Raw genomic sequence first — 18418 nt, 5'->3', positions numbered from 1 at the left:
TTTAATGAACTGATAAATGGGTATGTGTTAACCAGTCTTCTAGCAAACGATTGAACTCTTCCGGTTGTTCCATCATTGCTGCGTGGCCACATTTGTCAATCCAATATAGAGTTGAGTTAGGTAACAATTTGTTAAACTCTTCTGCAACATCAGGAGGGGTTACTTTGTCATTCTTACCCCAGATAATACACGTTTGTACATGCATCTTAGGTAAATCTTTTGCCATATTGTGTCTAATCGCACTTTTAGCTATCGTTAGCGTTTTTATTAATTTTATTCGGTCATTAACGGAGGCATATACTTCGTCAATAAGTTCAGGGGTTGCTACTTTAGGATCGTAAAATACATCTTCGGCTTTTTTCTTAATGTATTCATAATCACCTCTTTTTGGGTAGCTGTCTCCCATTGCACTTTCGTAAAGCCCAGAGCTTCCTGTAATTACAAGTCCCGCTACTTTTTCGGGATACATTTTTGTATGGTACAATGCGATATGTCCCCCTAATGAGTTTCCTAAAAGAATTACTCTGTCAAAACCTTTGAAAGTAATAAAGTCTTTAACGTATTTAGCGAAATTTTTAACATTAGTTTTTAAAATATTTTGAGTATATAATGGTAAGTCTGGAATAACTATTTTATATCCTTTATCAGAAAAGTGTTCAGCAACTGCATCAAAATTGCTTAGTCCACCCATTAGCCCGTGTAAAATTACGATAGGCGTTCCTTCTCCAGCTTCATAATAACTGTATCTGCCTTCTTTCTTATAGTTTTTTTCCATGTTTATGAATGCGATTTTTCAATTTTCACAAATATATGATTTAATAAATTAAAAAGAATTTTTGAATGCGATTTTTGAGTATATAATTAATCATTTATTTTTTAATAGATGGATTGCTTCAAAATCCTTTGGATTTCAATTTTCGCGAGACTTTTTGTAATATAAATAGTATCGTCTTAACGTTAAATTATTGATTATAATTTGCTCACTTTTTCGATAGCCTGAATATTCTTACACTTAAATTATTAAGATGCTAACAGTCTGACAGTCCAAAAATTAAGGTGTTTTCTCTAAAAGCGGGTAAACTTATCAACAAAGTGGGATATAGTGGTAAATAGTGGTAATATTTTTCATATTTTTGCTCTATATCATTTAAAAGCTATTTGTTTGAATACAATTGTTGGAACATATGAATGTAAGGTCGATGCTAAAGGAAGGGTGCTGTTACCAGCTCCTTTGAAAAAGCAATTGGCGCCATCTCTTCAAAACGGTTTTGTTTTGAAGCGTTCTGTTTTTCAACCGTGTCTTGAGCTGTATCCCATGGAAGAATGGGATTTGATGATGTTGAAAATTAATAAGTTAAATCGATTTGTTAAAAAGAACAATGATTTTATACGCAGGTTCACTGCGGGAGTTAAAATTGTTGAGATTGATTCTTTGGGAAGATTATTAGTTCCTAAAGATTTAGTTGTTTTTGCAAATATTACAAAAGATGTTGTTTTTTCATCAGCAGTAAATATTGTTGAAATCTGGGATAAAGATTTATATGAAAGATCAATAAGCGGAGAAGATGTTGATTTTGCTGATTTGGCAGAAGATGTAATGGGAAATATAAATGACGACGACAATGGAATATCATAATCCGGTTTTACTAAAGGAATCTGTAGATGGTTTAAATATAAAGCCTGACGGTATATATGTAGATGTGACCTTCGGTGGAGGAGGGCATTCTAAGGAGATTTTGAGTAGGTTAGGGCCTGAAGGAAAGCTTTTTGCATTTGATCAAGATGAAGATGCTTTAGAGAATACCTTGCATGATGATCGTTTTGTGTTGATTAATGAAAATTTCAGATTTATTAAGCGGTTTTTACGTTTTTACGGAGTGAAAAGTGTAGATGGAATTTTGGGTGATTTAGGCGTTTCTTCACATCAATTTGATGTTGCGGAGAGAGGGTTTTCAACTCGATTTGATGCGGAATTGGATATGAGGATGAGTCAAAAAAACGATTTGAATGCATACAGAGTGGTGAATGAGTATGACGAAGCAGATTTGAAAAGAGTTTTTTTAGATTATGGTGAGTTGAAAAACGCGCCTGTTTTGGCAAGAACAATTGTGGAAGCAAGAGAAGTGCATCCAATAAAAACAACCGATACGCTAAAAGAAGTTTTGGCAAAATATTTACCGGAAAGAGTTAGGAATAAAATTTTAGCTCAAATCTACCAAGCTATTCGAATTGAAGTGAATCAAGAGATGGATGTTTTAAAGGAATTTTTGGAGCAATCATTAGAAATTTTAAATCCAGGTGGAAGGTTGAGTGTTATTTCATATCATTCTTTAGAAGATAGATTAGTGAAGCGATTCATGAAAAACGGAATGTTTGATGGAGAGCCTGAGCGTGATTTTTTTGGTAATTTTTCTGTTCCTTTTAAAACGATAGGTAAATTAATTATTCCTGGAAATGAGGAAATTAAAGTTAATAATAGAGCGAGAAGTGCAAAACTAAGGATAGCCGAAAAGAAATAATTTAAGGTAATGAAAAAAGGCATTTACGGTATATTGAAAGCTAAGTTTCTTATCGATGATGACGCGGTAAAAAATTGGCGTTTTATAGTTTTTTTAATATTACTGGCTATAGTTATGATTGCAAATACACAACGTTTTGAGCAAAAAGTTTTTCAAATAGCTCAGTTAACAACTGAGGTCAAAGAATTGCGATCCGAATTTGTGGACAGACGTTCACAGTTAATGAAGTTAAAAATGGAGTCGACAGTTTCTGAAAAAATGATTGAGAAAGAAATTTTTCCATCAACAGTTCCTCCAATTAAGATAAAAGTAAAAAAAGAAGAAGAGAAAAGTTTTCTTAAAAAATTATGGCAGTAGAAGATAAATACATATCGTACCGAATCTATCTGGTTGCATTTGCTATTTTTTTGATAGCGATTGCGATTGCCGTGAAATTGACAAATATTCAATGGGTTGAAGGGGATTATTATAGAAAATTAGCCAAAGAGAGAACGGTTAAGAATTTTGTAATTCCTTCTAATAAAGGAAATATTTATTCATCTGATGGGAGTTTGTTAGCGACTTCGATTCCTAATTATGAAATACGTTTTGATGCTTTGGCACCAAAAGCAGAGGTATTCGAAAAAAATGTTCAAGCATTATCAGATTCTTTAGCTACAGTTCTAGATAAACCGAGTAGTTTTTATCAAAATGAATTAAGAAGAGCTAGAGCAAATAATAATAGATATTATTTGATTTCTCGTGATTTAAGTTATACCGATTATATTAAAATAAAAGGATTTCCCTTATTCAAATTAGGAGCTTACAAAGGAGGAATTATTGTTGAGCAAAAGACCGTTAGGGAGCATCCGATAGGTAAAATTGCCGAAAGAACGATTGGCTATGAGCGTCGAAATTCCAATGGAACTTCTGATGGTAAAGGAATTGAATGGGCATATAGAAAATATCTTAACGGTAAAGACGGTAAAATCTTAAAACAAAAAATTGCGAAAGGGCAATGGAAACCCATACGTGATATAAATGAAGTAGATCCTCAGGATGGTTACGATGTAATTTCGACTATTGACGTTTATATTCAAGATATTGCACATCATGCTTTATTGAAGCAATTGGAAGATTACCAAGCGGATCATGGTTGTGTTGTCGTGATGGAAACTCAAACTGGTAAGGTAAAAGCGATAGCTAATTTAGGAAGAGCTAACGATGGTACTTATTATGAAACTACAAATTATGCTGTAGCTGAATCGCATGAGCCGGGATCAACGTTCAAATTGGCTGATTTAATGGCTATTCTTGAAGATAAAGTGGCGGATACAAGTACTGTTTATGATACACATGGTGGGGTAGTTAAATATTCCGGAAAATCGGTAAGGGATTCTCATACAGGAGGATATGGTAAGATCTCATTGGCTAGAGGTTTTGAGTTGTCTTCAAATACGGTAATGGTTCAAGCGGTTTATGATAATTATAAAAATAATCCTACCAAGTTTGTAAACCACGTTAATTCGTATGGATTGAATAAAAAATTGAATATGGATTTTGAAGGAGAAGGTAGGCCGTTTATACCGCAACCTTCTGACAAGAATTGGTCTAATATTTCACTTCCTTGGATGGCTTTTGGGTATGGTGTTTCGGTTACGCCAATGCAAACGTTGGCCTTTTATAATGCTGTAGCAAATAATGGTGAAATGGTGAAACCACAATTTGTTTCTGAAATTAAAGAATGGAATAAAACGATTGTAAAGGTCGAAAAAGAAGTAATTAATCCTAAGATATGTTCTAAGGAAACTCTATTGAAAGTAAAAGCAGTCTTGGCTAATGTGGTTAAAAAAGGAACGGCTTCTAAATTGTTTTCCAAAGAATTTTCAATGGCTGGAAAAACGGGAACTGCTGCCGTTAATTATGCCAAAGATGGAGGAGCAGGAAAATACTATGCCTCTTCATTTGTAGGGTACTTCCCTGCAGATCATCCTAAATATTCGTGTATTGTAGTCGTGCATAAGCCGAGTACAGTGAACAATAATTATTATGGTGCCGATGTTGCTGGACCAGTTTTTAAGCGAATTGCACAAAAAATATTTACAGATGTGCCTTCGACTAATGAAATTAAAAAATTAAATAAGAAAGTCCCAAAACAAGAAGATAGCTATAACAATTACTTTGCTAAAGTACAAAAACAACAAGAACTGGTTCCTGATGTTAAAGGGATGCCGGGAATGGATGCAGTTGCTTTATTAGAAAATCTAGGCATTAAGGTAAAAGCGGTAGGAATGGGGAAAGTAAAAACGCAATCGCTTCAAGCGGGTCAGAATATAATAAAAAACACAACTATAACATTAGAATTATTGTGATTATACTAAAAGACATATTATATAAAGTAGCTATTGAGTCTATAAACGGTTCAACGGATATTGCTATTAACAAAATAGATTTTGATTCTAGGAAAATAGAGCAAAATGATATTTTTATAGCTATTCGTGGGGCTATTTCGGACGGTCATGATTTTATTCAAAAAGCAATTAATTTAGGTGCTAAAGCAATTGTTTGCGATGCCTTTCCTAAAGTTTTAGTAAAAGGAGTTACGTATGTACAAGTATTGGATACAAACAAGGCTTTGGCTTATATGGCGGCTAATTATTTTGGAAATCCTTCGGAAAGTTTAAAATTAGTAGGGATTACAGGAACCAATGGAAAAACTACAATTGCTTCTTTATTGTATCAATTGTTTAAAAAAGCAGGGTTTAAAGTTGGGTTATTGTCTACCGTTAAAATAATGGTTGATGATGTTGAATATAAAGCAACTCATACAACACCAGATTCTATAACAATCAACTATTACTTGGCAGAAATGAAAGCAGCCAATGTTGATTATTGTTTTATGGAAGTGAGTTCACATGGAATTCATCAGAAAAGAACGGAGGCATTATTTTTTGCGGGTGGAGTTTTTACCAATTTATCACACGATCACTTGGATTACCATCCCACTTTTGCTGAATATAGAGATGTGAAAAAATCTTTTTTTGATCATCTTCCAAAAACGGCATTTGCATTATCAAATACTGATGATAAAAATGGGGCAATTATGTTGCAAAACACAGCGGCCAAAAAGCGCACCTATGCATTAAAATCGTATGCTGATTATAAAACCCAAATCCTAGAAAATCAATTGTCAGGATTGTTATTGAAAATTGATGGAAATGAAGTATGGGTAAAATTAATTGGAACTTTTAATGCTTATAATGTTTTGGCTATTTACGGAACCGCTATTGAATTAGGTTTAGATAGTTTAGAAACTTTAAGATTGTTATCTGAATTGGAAAGTGTTTCAGGAAGATTTCAATATATCGTTTCTGAGTCAAATATTACTGCTATTGTGGATTATGCACATACTCCGGATGCATTAGAAAATGTTTTGAAAACGATCAATGATATTCGAACCAAAAACGAACAATTGATTACAGTTGTAGGTTGTGGAGGTAATAGAGATAAAACAAAACGTCCTATTATGGCTGGGATTGCTTCTGATTTGAGTGACAAAGCAATTCTTACATCCGATAACCCTAGAAATGAAGATCCAGATACTATTCTAACTGAGATGGAAACGGGTGTTGCTCCTCAAAACTATAAAAAGATCTTGACAATTACTGATAGAAAACAAGCTATAAAAACAGCTTGTCAATTGGCTCAACCCAATGATATTATTTTAATAGCAGGAAAAGGACACGAAACATATCAAGAAATTATGGGAATTCGCCATGATTTTGATGATATGAAAATTGTAAAAGAAATATTAGAACAACTTCATAAATAGTAAAATATGCTGTATTACTTATTTGAATATTTAGATAAAACGATGAATGTTTCTGGAACTGGTGTTTTTCAATACATCACTTTTAGATCGGCATTGGCTTTCTTATTATCACTATTATTATCTACTGTTTATGGTAAAAGAATTATCAATTTTTTACGCAATCAGCAAGTAGGTGAAACAGTTAGAGAACTAGGTTTGGCTGGGCAAAACGAAAAAGCAGGTACTCCTACAATGGGGGGGTTAATCATCATATTTGCCACATTGTTACCAGTTATGTTATTCGCAAAATTGCATAATATTTATATTGTCTTGTTGATTGTTACGACTTTATGGATGGGAACAATTGGTTTTGTAGATGACTATATAAAAATTTTCAAAAAAGACAAGCAAGGACTAAAAGGGATTTTTAAAGTTTTTGGACAAGTGGGGTTAGGTTTAATTGTTGGGACAGTTCTATATTTTAATCCAAGTGTAACAGTACGTACTGATACGGGTAAAAGTGATGTTTTTAAGATGACCACTGAGAATGTTATTTATGAAGCTCCTTTGGAAGAAAAGTCGACAGCGACTACAATTCCATTTTTCAAAAACAATGAATTTGATTATGCTGAATTATTAGCTTGGACTGGAGAAGGATATGAAAAATGGGCTTGGGTAATCTTTATTCCTATTGTGATTTTTATTATAACAGCAGTTTCTAATGGGGCTAATTTAACTGACGGTATAGATGGACTCGCCGCGGGAACTTCGGCAATATCCGTACTGGCATTAGGTATTTTTACTTTCGTTTCAGGAAATATTATTTTCTCCAATTACTTGAATATTATGTACATCCCTAATTCGGGTGAGATGACGGTTTTTATCGCCTCTTTTACAGGGGCACTAATTGGATTTCTATGGTATAATTCGTATCCAGCATCCGTATTTATGGGAGATACTGGAAGTTTGACGATCGGTGGGATTATTGCCGTCTTAGCGATTGCAGTTCGAAAAGAAATGTTGATTCCATTATTTTGCGGAGTGTTTTTAGTTGAGAATTTTTCGGTGGTATTGCAAGTGACCTATTTTAAATATACCAAGAAACGTTTTGGTGAAGGACGAAGAATATTTCTAATGGCTCCTTTACATCATCACTATCAAAAGAAGGGCTATCATGAAAGTAAAATTGTAACTCGTTTTTGGATTGTAGCTATCATGTTAGCGATACTTTCAATTGTTACTTTAAAATTAAGATAACATGAGACTAGTTGTATTAGGCGGCGGAGAAAGCGGAGTAGGAACAGCAATCCTAGGTAAGAAAAAAGGATATGATGTTTTTGTGTCTGATTTTGGAAAGATAAAAGAAAACTATAAAGAAGTTCTTGTAAGTAATGGTATTGATTTCGAAGACGAACAACATACTGAGGATTTGATTTTGAATGCTGACGTGGTTATGAAAAGCCCTGGTATTCCAGAAAAAGCTCCAATTGTTAAAAAACTAATCGAAAAAGGGATCCCTGTGATATCAGAAATAGAATTTGCGGCTCCTTTTACAAAAGCAATAACTATTGGGATAACTGGAAGTAATGGGAAGACTACGACAACAATGTTAGCCTATCATTTGTTAAAATCGGCTGGATTGAATGTCGGTTTGGGGGGTAATATTGGAAAGAGTTTTGCCTGGCAAGTAGCTGATGACACATTTGATTCCTATGTGTTAGAATTAAGTAGTTTTCAATTGGATGGCATTAAAGATTACAAACCTCATATAGCAATTATTACCAATATTAGTCCGGATCATTTAGATCGATACGATTACAAATACGAAAATTATATTGATTCAAAATTTAGAATAACAATGAATCAAACAGAGGATGATTACCTCATATATGACGCAGATGACGAGGCTATTAATGAATGGCTAAATAAAAATAAAACAAAAGCAAAACTAATCCCTTTTTCATTAACAAAAACTTTTAGTGAAGGAGCATTTATCAAAAACAACATAATGGAAGTATCAATTAATCAAGAGGAATTTAAAATGGACACGGAGTCAATTGCTTTGGAAGGAAAACATAATATGAAAAATGCAATGGCAGCAACCTCTGTGGCTAAATTGATGCAAATTAGAAAAGCAACAATTCGTGAAAGTTTATCTAATTTCCAAGGAGTAGAGCACCGTTTGGAGAAAGTATTGAAAATTCAAAATGTTCAATATATCAATGATTCAAAAGCGACAAATGTAAATGCTACTTTCTTTGCTTTAGACAGTATGAACACACCAACAGTGTGGATTGTAGGTGGTGTCGATAAAGGGAATGATTATAATGAATTGATGTCATTAGTTCGTGAAAAAGTAAAAGCAATAATTTGTTTAGGAGTCGATAATAAAAAAATAATTGATGCATTTGGTAATGTAGTTGATATTATGGTTGAAGTTACCAATATGAATGATGCCGTAAGAATGGCGCAACGTTTGACCGAAAAAGGGGATACTGTATTGTTATCGCCTGCATGTGCAAGTTTTGATTTGTTTGAAAACTATGAGGATAGAGGAAAACAATTTAAACAAGCGGTACAAAACTTATAGAAAGAAGGTAAATTATAAAGAGTAAGGTTGAACATTTTTAAACTTTAAACAAGTGAAACTTTAAACAAATTTTGAAATGAAGCAATTAATAGGTAATTTAAAAGGAGATAAAGTAATATGGTCATTCGTGGCTTTATTAGCGCTGTTTTCGTTTATGCCTGTTTTTAGTGCCAGTAGTAATTTAGCCTATTTAGGACATGGGACGGGTAATACATTGGGTTATTTGGTAAAACATTTAGCTCATATTTGTATTGGATTTACTATTATTTATTTTGTTCATAAAGTGCCATATCATTATTTTAGAGCCATCTCTAAAGTGGGATTACCTGTTGTTTGGATATTATTGGCTTATACCTTAATCAAAGGAACGGTAATTGCAGGTGCTAATGCAAGTCGATGGATTCAAATTCCGTTTGTGGGCATTACATTTCAAACATCAACATTAGCATCCTTAGTGTTGTTCATTTATGTTGCTAGGTATTTATCTAAAACTCGAGAAGAACCAATTGATTTTAAAGAATCTTTAAAAGAACTTTGGATTCCCGTATTTATAACTTTAATGTTTATTTTACCTGCCAATTTTTCTACAACAGCCTTGATATTTTCAATGGTAATTATGCTTGTTTTTATTGGTAAATACCCAATAAAATATATTGGTTTTATAATTGGTTCAGGTATTGTTTTTCTTGCCTTTTTTGTGCTTGTTTCCAAAGCGTTTCCTGATTCTAGATTTTTTAGTAGGGTAAGTACGTGGAGTAGTCGAATTGAAAATTTTACAACCGACAAACCAGACGAAGATGATTACCAAATTGAGAAAGCCAAAATTGCTATTGCTTCAGGTAAAATTTATGGATTAGGACCGGGGAAAAGTGTTCAAAAGAATTTTTTACCACAATCTTCTTCTGACTTTATTTATGCTATCATAGTCGAAGAATACGGTTTAATTGGAGGGCTTGGTGTTCTTACCTTATACCTTCTGCTTTTATTCCGTTTTGTCATTGCTTCGCATAAAGCAAATACCTTATTTGGAAAATTAGTCGTCATAGGGCTCGGTTTTCCAATGATATTTCAAGCCATGATAAATATGGCCGTAGCTGTAGAGTTACTGCCGGTTACAGGGCAAACGTTACCCTTGATCAGTAGCGGAGGAAGTTCCATTTGGATGACGTGCTTTGCACTCGGTATTATTATAAGTGTGACTAAAAAAGACGAAGAAATAGAGGAAGAATTAAAAGTAGCAGCTAAAAGAGAAGAAGCGCTTCAAAAATTAATTGATGCTGAGCTAGCTTCTGAAGAAGAAATTAATTCGGATTATTCTATTGAAGATAAAGCTGGAAATCCTATGGATGCGGTGATGAATAAATAATATTTAATTGAAGTATTTCATAACAGTAATTTTAAATTAAATGAAACAATATAAATTCATATTAAGTGGTGGAGGAACGGGAGGACATATATATCCTGCAATTGCTATTGCTAATGAATTAAAAATGCGTTTCCCTAATGCTGAATTCCTTTTTGTAGGAGCCAAAGATAAAATGGAAATGCAAAAAGTTCCTCAAGCGGGTTACAATATAAAAGGATTGTGGATTGCTGGTTTACAACGTCAGATTAATTTAAAAAACGCGATGTTTCCCTTTAAATTAGTTGATAGTTTATGGAAATCCAGAATGATACTTAAGGATTTTAAACCAGATGTAGTTATTGGTACAGGCGGTTTTGCTAGTGGACCATTATTACAAGTAGCTAATACAATGGGCATACCTACTGTAATTCAAGAACAAAATTCTTATCCTGGAATTACAAATAAGTTATTGAGCAAAAAAGCAAGTGCTATTTGTGTTGCCTATGAAAATTTAGAGCGTTTTTTTCCAAAAGAAAAAATGGTTTTTACGGGTAACCCAGTTCGTCAGGATTTGATTGCTATCGAAAGTAAGAGAGGGGACGCAATTGAATATTTTAATTTAGATCCTAATAAAAAGACGTTGCTTGTTCTTGGAGGAAGTCTGGGTGCTAGAAGAATGAATCAATTAATTGAAAAAGAATTAGATAAGATTGTTTCTCAAAATGTTCAGATTATCTGGCAATGCGGAAAATTATATTACGAAGATTATAAAAAATACAATACGGAGAATGTTCAGGTTGTTTCTTTTATCGAAAGAATGGATTTTGTTTATGCAGCAGCAGATATTATTATTTCACGTGCTGGTGCTTCATCCGTATCAGAATTATGTATTGTTGGAAAACCGGTGCTGTTTATTCCATCACCGAATGTGGCAGAAGACCATCAGACAAAAAATGCAAAAGCAATTGTTGACAAAAAAGGAGCATTGCTTTTAAAAGAATCAGATTTGGATTCTCAATTCAGTCTTGTTTTTGAGGCCCTTTTAAAAGATGAAGGAAAGCAAAAGCAGCTAAGCGAAAATATAAAACAACTAGCAATGCCAGAAGCAACAAAGCAAATTGCTGATGAAATTGTGAAATTAATTAAAAAATAACAAACAGTAAGTTCAACGGACTTTAAGATATTAAAAACAATGAATTTAAATCAAATACATAACGTCTATTTCATCGGAATTGGTGGCATCGGAATGAGTGCCTTGGCACGGTATTTTAAGAATATCGGGAAGCAAGTTTCGGGTTATGATAAAACGCCAACGATGCTGACGAGAGAATTGATTGAAAGTGGAATTGAAATTCATTTTGAAGATAATATTGATTTAATTCCGAAAAATTTTTATGTAGAAAATACTTTGGTGATTATTACGCCAGCTGTACCAAAAATGCATTCTGAATGGAATTATTTTTTGGAAAGAGAATATCAAGTAAAAAAGAGAGCGGAAGTTTTAGGTATAATAACAAAAGACACTTTTTGCTTTGCTGTGGCAGGTACACATGGAAAAACAACAACATCAAGTATTCTAGGGCACATTTTATATGAAAGTGGGGTTGATGTAACAGCTTTTATTGGAGGAATTGTAGAAAATTATAATTCGAATTTAATAGGTAGTGGTAAAACAGTTACGGTAGTTGAAGCGGATGAATTCGATCGTTCTTTTTTGCATTTGCATCCTAATATTGCTTGTATCACATCTATGGATGCAGATCATTTAGATATTTATGGGACAAGTGATGCTATAGCAGAATCGTTTGTAGAATTTGCAAATAAAATTGAGGATAAAAATAAATTATTTATCACTAAAGATTTGCCTTTAAAAGGGGTGACAGTTGCGGTAAATGAAGATGCTGTTTACAATGTCTTTAATGTGCGAATTGAAAATGGGAGTTATGTTTTTGATATAAATACTCCAAAAGGGATTTTAAAAGATTTTCGTTTTGGTTTACCAGGAAGACACAATTTGATGAATGCTTTAATGGCTATTGCAATGGCTGAAATATTCGGCACCCCAACCGAGGCCATTGCAGTAGCCTTAGCATCATTTAAAGGAGTTAAGAGAAGGTTTTCGTATCAAATTAAAACAAAAAACTTAGTTTACATTGATGACTATGCGCATCACCCTACTGAGATTGATGCTGTGCATCAGGCAGTAAGAGAATTGTATCCTGATAAAAAAGTTTTGGCTGTATTTCAGCCTCATTTATTTAGTAGAACAAGGGATTTTGCTGATGATTTTGCCAAAAGTTTGTCTAATTTTGACGAAGTTATTTTAATGGATATTTATCCGGCCCGTGAATTGCCAATTGAGGGAATTACTTCGGATTGGTTGTTGTCTAAAATTGATAATCAGCATAAAAAATTAGTTCAAAAAGAAGAATTAATAAAGACTATTTTGGAAAGTAATGCTCAAATAATTGTTACTATTGGAGCAGGTGATATTGGGGAAATGATAGTGTCAATAAAACAAGCGCTAAATGAGAATATTTAACTGGACAAATATTAGATTATTTCTTATGTTAGGATTAGTAATTTTCCTGTTTTCATTTACGTCAAATCGAAATGAACATAGAAAATTAAAGAAATCCGTAGTTGTTTTTGTAGGAGATAACGCTCTTTTTGTGAAAAGAGAAACGGTTAATAAATTGTTAATAGAAAATAAAGAGAATGCTTCAAGCATTGAAAAAGATAAATTAGATTTGAATAAGCTGGAAAGGATACTGGATTCAAATGCTATGATTGAGAAATCAGATGTGTTTGTAAGTATTGATCGTGTTCTAAAAGCAGTAGTAAAACAAAAGACTCCTATAGCAAGGGTTTTCGAAGGTGACCACTCTTTTTATGTTGACTATGAAGGGGGTAGGATGCCATTATCAGATAATTTTACAGCTAGAGTTCTACTTGTTTCGGGGGAGATAAATAAAAAAAATAGCGAAGATTTAGCTCAATTATTTCATGTAATTTATGACGATGATTTTTTGAAAAAAAACATCATTGCAATTCAAATTATGCCTAATGGGAGCTTAAAAATGTTCAATAGAAATTTTAATTATCAAATTGATTTTGGAAGATTGGTAAATGTGGAACAAAAATTCAAAGATTACAAGGCCTTTTTTCAAAAAGCAGTTTTAGATAGTTCTTTATATAAATATAAAAAGATTGACCTGAGATTTACTAAACAAGTAGTTTGTACAAAATAAATAGATAATGGAAAAAGAGAATATTGCAGTGGGTCTAGATATTGGGACTACCAAGATTGTTGCCATGATTGGCAAAAAAAACGAATATGGTAAACTTGAAATTTTAGGCGTAGGTAAATCTAAAAGTTTGGGTGTTGCAAGAGGTGTTGTAAATAATATTACTCAAACAATTCAGTCCATTCAGCAAGCAATACATGAAGCAGAAAATAATTCAGGGTATAAAATAAAAGATGTAGTTGTAGGAATTGCTGGACAGCACATCCGAAGTATTCAGCATACTGATTATATCAGCAGAAGTAATCCAGAAGAAGTGATAGGTGGTGATGATATTCAATTGCTAATTGATCAAGTAAATAAGTTGGCCATGTTACCTGGAGAAGAAATAATCCATGTTTTACCACAAGAATTTAAAATTGATGGGCAGTCTGAAATTAAAGAGCCAATAGGGATGTACGGTGGCAGACTAGAATCTAGTTTTCATGTTGTTGTTGGTCAAGCGTCCTCTATAAGAAATGTGGGTCGTTGTATTCAGAGTTCGGGGATTGAATTATCTGGATTGACATTAGAACCATTAGCATCTTCAGATGCAGTCCTAAGTCAAGAAGAAAAAGAAGCGGGTGTAGCTTTGATTGATATAGGTGGAGGAACAACAGATTTAGCTATTTTTAAAGACGGGATTATTCGTCATACAGCAGTAATTCCTTTTGGTGGAAATGTAATTTCTGATGATATAAAAGAAGGGTGTTCTATTATTGAAAAACAAGCAGAATTATTAAAAGTAAAGTTTGGTTCAGCTTGGCCAGGTGAAAATAAAGACAATGAAATTGTTTCTATACCTGGATTAAGAGGGAGAGAACCTAAAGAAATTTCTTTAAAGAATTTGTCAAAAATAATCCACGCACGCGTTGTTGAAATTGTGGAGCAAGTTTTTACTGAAATTAAAGCGTATGGTCATGAAGATCCTCGTAAAAAACTAATTGCAGGAATAGTACTTACTGGTGGTGGAGCACAATTAAAGCATATTAAGCAGTTAGTGGAATATATTACTGGAATGGATACTAGAATTGGATATCCTAATGAGCATTTAGCAGGTGATTCTGATGAAGAGTTTTCAAGCCCATTATATGCTACGGCTGTAGGATTAGTAATGAATAGCATTGAAAATAAAACGCAAAGCGCTATTAGAAAGGAAGAGGTGCCACAACCAAAAGCTCCAGTTTATCGTGCCCCAATTGCCGAAAGTTATCAGGATATTCCTGAAGAAAATGAAGAAGAAAAAAGGATTAATCATGCCAAGAAGGAAGAGTCTACAGGAGATAAAATAAAAAGATCTTTTTTTGACCGATATGTAGATAAGATTAAAGATTTTTTAGACAACGCGGAATAGGGTAAACCTAAATAAAATAGAACAACAATTAATAATTAATATCAAAAACCAAATAAAATGATGAGCAACTCAGAATTTGGAAGTATTTCATTTGATTTACCAAAAAACCAATCAAATGTAATCAAAGTAATTGGTGTAGGTGGAGGTGGAAGTAACGCTATAAACCACATGTTTAAGCAAGGAATTAAAGGGGTGGACTTTATTGTATGTAATACTGATTCTCAGGCATTACAAAGTAGTTCAGTACCTAATAAAATTCAGTTAGGGGTAAACTTGACTGAAGGACTTGGTGCTGGTGCTAATCCTGATGTAGGGCAGCAATCAGCTATTGAGAGCATTGCTGAAATTGAAAAAATGTTGGACCGCAATACTAAGATGGTTTTCATCACAGCTGGAATGGGTGGTGGTACTGGAACAGGTGCTGCGCCGGTTATTGCTCAATTAGCCAAAGAGAGAGAAATTCTTACTGTAGGTATTGTAACACTTCCATTCTTATTTGAAGGAAAAGTGCGTCAAGAACAAGCGAAAATTGGAATAGAAAAATTACGCAAGCAGGTAGATTCTTTAATCGTTATTAATAATAATAAATTAAGAGAAGTATATGGTAATCTTGGTTTCAAAGCAGGATTTTCAAAAGCGGATGAAGTTTTAGCAACTGCCTCAAGAGGTATTGCTGAAGTGATAACACATCACTACACTCAAAATATCGATTTACGTGATGCGAAGACCGTTTTGTCTAATAGTGGAACTGCAATTATGGGTTCGGCTGTTGCTGAAGGAGAAAATAGAGCAAAAGAAGCTATTATTTCTGCTTTAGATTCTCCATTATTGAATGATAACAAAATCACAGGTGCCAAAAACGTATTGTTGCTCATCGTTTCTGGAACTAATGAAATCACTTTAGATGAAATCGGAGAAATCAATGACCACATTCAAAATGAAGCAGGTCACAATGCCAATATTATTATGGGTGTTGGTGAAGATGAAACTCTTGGTGATGCTATTGCAGTTACTATAATTGCAACAGGTTTTGATATTGAACAACAAAATGGAATCGTAAATACGGAGCCGAAAAAAATAATTCATGCACTAGAGGATGAACAAAGTAATGTTTATAATCTATCAAAAAATGCGGTACCTGCTTTTGATTTAAATACAGAATCACCAAAATCAAATTCCGATGAAAGAATCGTATTTGATTTGTTAGAAGACAAAGTCGTGCCTGAAGCAATTGTTCCAGTTCCAGGAAACGAAGGTTTATTGGCCATGTCTGAGTTTATTAAGAACTTAGATGTTACTTTTGAAATCGTTTCTCCTATTAAAGATATTGATTTTACATTTACAGCTCCAAAACAAGTAGAAGCAGAAGGGCAACAGCCTAAAGTAATTGAAAGACAAGAGCAAACAACATTTTCTTTTGACTTGCCAATTGCAAAACCTGAGCCAGTTGCAGAAATAAAAGAAGAGAAAGTTTTATTTGAATTGACAAATGAAACACGTGAGATAAAAGTGAATCAACCCGTTCAATTTGTTCCAGTAACTGAATTGTCTGATAATGGAATCATTAAATATTCTCTTGAGGAGTATATGGAAGCGGAGAATGAATTGATTTCTTCAAAACCAGTTGCTAAAGTTGTGGAAGAAGTGATACCAGCTGAATTGAATATCACAATGAAGCAAGTGGATAAAAGTGTAAATGCTCCTTCTCATTTTGAGGAGATATCTCCAATGGAAATGACAATTGAGGAAACATTGAGGCTAAGAGCTGATGAGAGAAGAAAAAAGCTAAAAGAATTCAACTATAAGTTTCATAATAATGTTTCTAAAGTGGATGAATATGAAAGAGAACCTGCTTACAAAAGGTTAGGAATAGATATCTCAAATACACAGTCAAACAATACAAATTCTAGAATTTCTGTTGGTACAGACAGCAATAATGATTTACAGCTGCGTTCAAATAATTCTTATTTACATGACAATGTAGATTAATTAATTTTAACCAATAAGAACTAGCCCGAAAATTGAATTTAATTTTCGGGTTATTTTTTTTATCTTCGCACCACTATTTTAGCAAAGAATATTTTTTGTGCCTTAATCCAGCTGTCCGTTACAAGATTTTATCGCCAAATGGTTTTTTCTACGTCTTTAAAAGAGCTTCCTTCGGTCGCTTTTTAAATTCAAGAAAAAAAGCATTGGCTCTCAAAATGCTTTTCACTACCATCTGGGGCAAAAGATAGTTCGTAACAGGAATTCAACAATCGATGAATAATCGATTAATCAAATAAATAATAAAGAATATGAGTTTATCAGTACAAATCATGGACGAAATGAAAACCGCCATGAGAGCCAAAGATACAGTTGCATTAGAAGCTTTAAGAGCTATTAAATCTGAGATCCTTTTAGCTCAGACAGCAACGGGATCAAAAGAAGAAATTACCGAAGATGACGAAGTTAAATTACTACAAAGATTAGTGAAAACCCGTAAGGAAAGTGCTAGAATTTTCACAGAACAAAATCGTTTGGATTTGGCCGAACCAGAATTGGCTCAAATTGCAGTAATCGAAAAATTCTTACCTGCACAATTAACAGAAGCTGAAGTAGAAGTAGTGATAGCAAAAATAATTGCCGAAACTGGAGCTGTTGGTATTGCATCAATGGGGAAAGTAATGGGATTAGCTGCTGCTCAATTAGGTGGTACTGCCGAAGGGAAAGTTATTTCTACAATAGTGAAAAAACTATTGACATAAATTTTAGGATTCAAGGTTAACGATTTTAAATCACAAATCTAAAATCGTTAATCTAAAATCAAACGGCTGCGTAGTTCAACTGGATAGAATATCAGATTTCGACTCTGAGGGTTGCAGGTTCGAACCCTGTCGCGGCCACAAATAATATAAAATTTTTAGTTTTACATAAAAAAAGAGCGATTATATAATCGCTCTTTTTTTATTTGCACCTTTTCTTAATGTAATCAAAGGGGTAGGGATAGCCAAGTTCAGCTGCTTTATTTAAATCACTACAGCCACTTTCTGTTTGGTTTAATTTAAACTTCAATTCAGCCCGGTCATTATACGCTTTGCTAAATTTCGGATCTATTTCAATAGCCTTAGAATAATCTTCAATCGCGCCGTTATAATCTTTCAAAATACTTTTAGTAGCTGCTCTAGAATAATATGCTTTGCTATGATTTGGATCAATTTCTATCACTTTAGATAAATCTTTAAGAGCGTCTTTGTACTCTTTTTGAATGTTTTCTACTAGTGCTCTTGAGTAGTAAGCTTTGCTAAAGTTGGGTTTTAGTTCAATGGCTTTACTGTAATCTTTAACTGCTTCTTTGTAATCTTTTAATAGGTTTTTGTTATTCCCTGATGTGTAGTAGTCACTAGCTATTTGAGAATTGGCTTTTATACAAATAATAAAGGTAAGCGCAATAAAAATTTTGTTCATTTCTTTTTTTTTAATTTCAATTAATGGGGTTGTTTGTTTTAATTTAAATGATTCGACGAGCAATAAGTTAGTTAACTGTTTGATTTCTA

Annotated in this window: 16 protein-coding genes and 1 tRNA gene; 15 read left to right on the top strand and 2 right to left on the bottom strand. The window is 33.3% G+C overall.

The genetic code is table 11. The features are described from left to right. Position 1: 1 nt before the first annotated feature. Entirely contained in the window at positions 2–775 is a 774-nt protein-coding gene (locus tag AB3G33_RS00920) for an alpha/beta fold hydrolase (protein ID WP_367755072.1), read from the bottom strand. Between the two features lie 387 nt (positions 776–1162). Here AB3G33_RS00920 and AB3G33_RS00915 point away from each other — a divergent pair, with 387 nt between their 5' ends. The 15 genes from AB3G33_RS00915 to AB3G33_RS00845 all read left to right on the top strand — a co-directional run bounded on the left by AB3G33_RS00915 (position 1163) and on the right by AB3G33_RS00845 (position 17767). Beyond that, entirely contained in the window at positions 1163–1636 is a 474-nt protein-coding gene (locus AB3G33_RS00915) for a division/cell wall cluster transcriptional repressor MraZ (protein WP_367771952.1), read from the top strand. Beyond that, positions 1611–2519, top strand: coding sequence for a 16S rRNA (cytosine(1402)-N(4))-methyltransferase RsmH (gene rsmH / locus AB3G33_RS00910; RefSeq protein WP_367771950.1), 909 nt, complete (start codon positions 1611–1613; stop codon positions 2517–2519). The genes AB3G33_RS00915 and rsmH overlap by 26 nt, the downstream gene beginning before the upstream one ends. A 9-nt stretch (positions 2520–2528) precedes the next feature. Next, positions 2529–2876: an FtsL-like putative cell division protein gene (locus tag AB3G33_RS00905; RefSeq protein WP_367771948.1), complete on the top strand. Its 348-nt coding sequence runs from the start codon at positions 2529–2531 to the stop codon at positions 2874–2876. Continuing rightward, a complete protein-coding gene (locus AB3G33_RS00900; RefSeq protein ID WP_367771946.1) occupies positions 2867–4870 on the top strand; it encodes a penicillin-binding protein in 2004 nt (667 codons plus the stop codon). Before AB3G33_RS00905 ends, AB3G33_RS00900 begins: the two co-directional genes overlap by 10 nt. Beyond that, complete coding sequence (locus tag AB3G33_RS00895) at positions 4867–6330, top strand: UDP-N-acetylmuramoyl-L-alanyl-D-glutamate--2,6-diaminopimelate ligase (RefSeq protein WP_367771944.1); 1464 nt, start codon at positions 4867–4869, stop codon at positions 6328–6330. Before AB3G33_RS00900 ends, AB3G33_RS00895 begins: the two co-directional genes overlap by 4 nt. A 6-nt stretch (positions 6331–6336) precedes the next feature. Beyond that, the gene (gene mraY, locus AB3G33_RS00890; RefSeq protein ID WP_367755060.1) at positions 6337–7566 is read left to right on the top strand and encodes a phospho-N-acetylmuramoyl-pentapeptide-transferase; all 1230 of its coding nucleotides are present in this window, start codon (positions 6337–6339) and stop codon (positions 7564–7566) included. A gap of 1 nt (position 7567) precedes the next feature. After that, positions 7568–8899: a UDP-N-acetylmuramoyl-L-alanine--D-glutamate ligase gene (murD, locus tag AB3G33_RS00885; RefSeq protein ID WP_367771942.1), complete on the top strand. Its 1332-nt coding sequence runs from the start codon at positions 7568–7570 to the stop codon at positions 8897–8899. Positions 8900–8975: 76 nt separating this feature from the next. Then, positions 8976–10265 carry an FtsW/RodA/SpoVE family cell cycle protein gene (locus AB3G33_RS00880; RefSeq protein ID WP_367771940.1) on the top strand — a complete coding sequence of 430 codons (1290 nt, stop codon included), beginning with the start codon at positions 8976–8978 and terminating at the stop codon, positions 10263–10265. 40 nt (positions 10266–10305) lie between these two features. Then, entirely contained in the window at positions 10306–11397 is a 1092-nt protein-coding gene (murG, locus tag AB3G33_RS00875; protein ID WP_367771938.1) for an undecaprenyldiphospho-muramoylpentapeptide beta-N-acetylglucosaminyltransferase, read from the top strand. 39 nt (positions 11398–11436) lie between these two features. Beyond that, positions 11437–12786 carry a UDP-N-acetylmuramate--L-alanine ligase gene (murC, locus tag AB3G33_RS00870; RefSeq protein WP_367771936.1) on the top strand — a complete coding sequence of 450 codons (1350 nt, stop codon included), beginning with the start codon at positions 11437–11439 and terminating at the stop codon, positions 12784–12786. Beyond that, positions 12773–13495: a cell division protein FtsQ/DivIB gene (locus AB3G33_RS00865; RefSeq protein WP_367771934.1), complete on the top strand. Its 723-nt coding sequence runs from the start codon at positions 12773–12775 to the stop codon at positions 13493–13495. The genes murC and AB3G33_RS00865 overlap by 14 nt, the downstream gene beginning before the upstream one ends. 7 nt (positions 13496–13502) lie before the next feature. Beyond that, positions 13503–14882 (top strand): cell division protein FtsA, encoded by a 1380-nt coding sequence (ftsA, locus tag AB3G33_RS00860; RefSeq protein WP_367755049.1) that lies wholly within the window; start codon positions 13503–13505, stop codon positions 14880–14882. A 57-nt stretch (positions 14883–14939) separates the two neighbouring features. Next, complete coding sequence (gene ftsZ / locus AB3G33_RS00855; protein WP_367771932.1) at positions 14940–16871, top strand: cell division protein FtsZ; 1932 nt, start codon at positions 14940–14942, stop codon at positions 16869–16871. A gap of 308 nt (positions 16872–17179) precedes the next feature. Then, a complete protein-coding gene (locus AB3G33_RS00850) occupies positions 17180–17629 on the top strand; it encodes a GatB/YqeY domain-containing protein (RefSeq protein WP_367771930.1) in 450 nt (149 codons plus the stop codon). Positions 17630–17693: 64 nt separating this feature from the next. Further along, positions 17694–17767 (top strand) — tRNA-Arg (locus tag AB3G33_RS00845). A gap of 61 nt (positions 17768–17828) precedes the next feature. On the opposite strand, the gene AB3G33_RS00840 is transcribed toward AB3G33_RS00845, so the two are convergent. Continuing rightward, on the bottom strand, positions 17829–18329 hold the full coding sequence (locus tag AB3G33_RS00840) for a tetratricopeptide repeat protein (protein ID WP_367771928.1): 501 nt from the start codon (positions 18327–18329) through the stop codon (positions 17829–17831). Positions 18330–18418 lie beyond the last annotated feature (89 nt).

The sequence above is a fragment of the Flavobacterium sp. WC2421 genome (genome assembly GCF_040822115.1).
Classification (GTDB): domain Bacteria; phylum Bacteroidota; class Bacteroidia; order Flavobacteriales; family Flavobacteriaceae; genus Flavobacterium.
The sequence above is the reverse complement of the archived record's forward strand: the minus strand, read 5'-3'. Positions and strand labels throughout refer to the sequence as shown.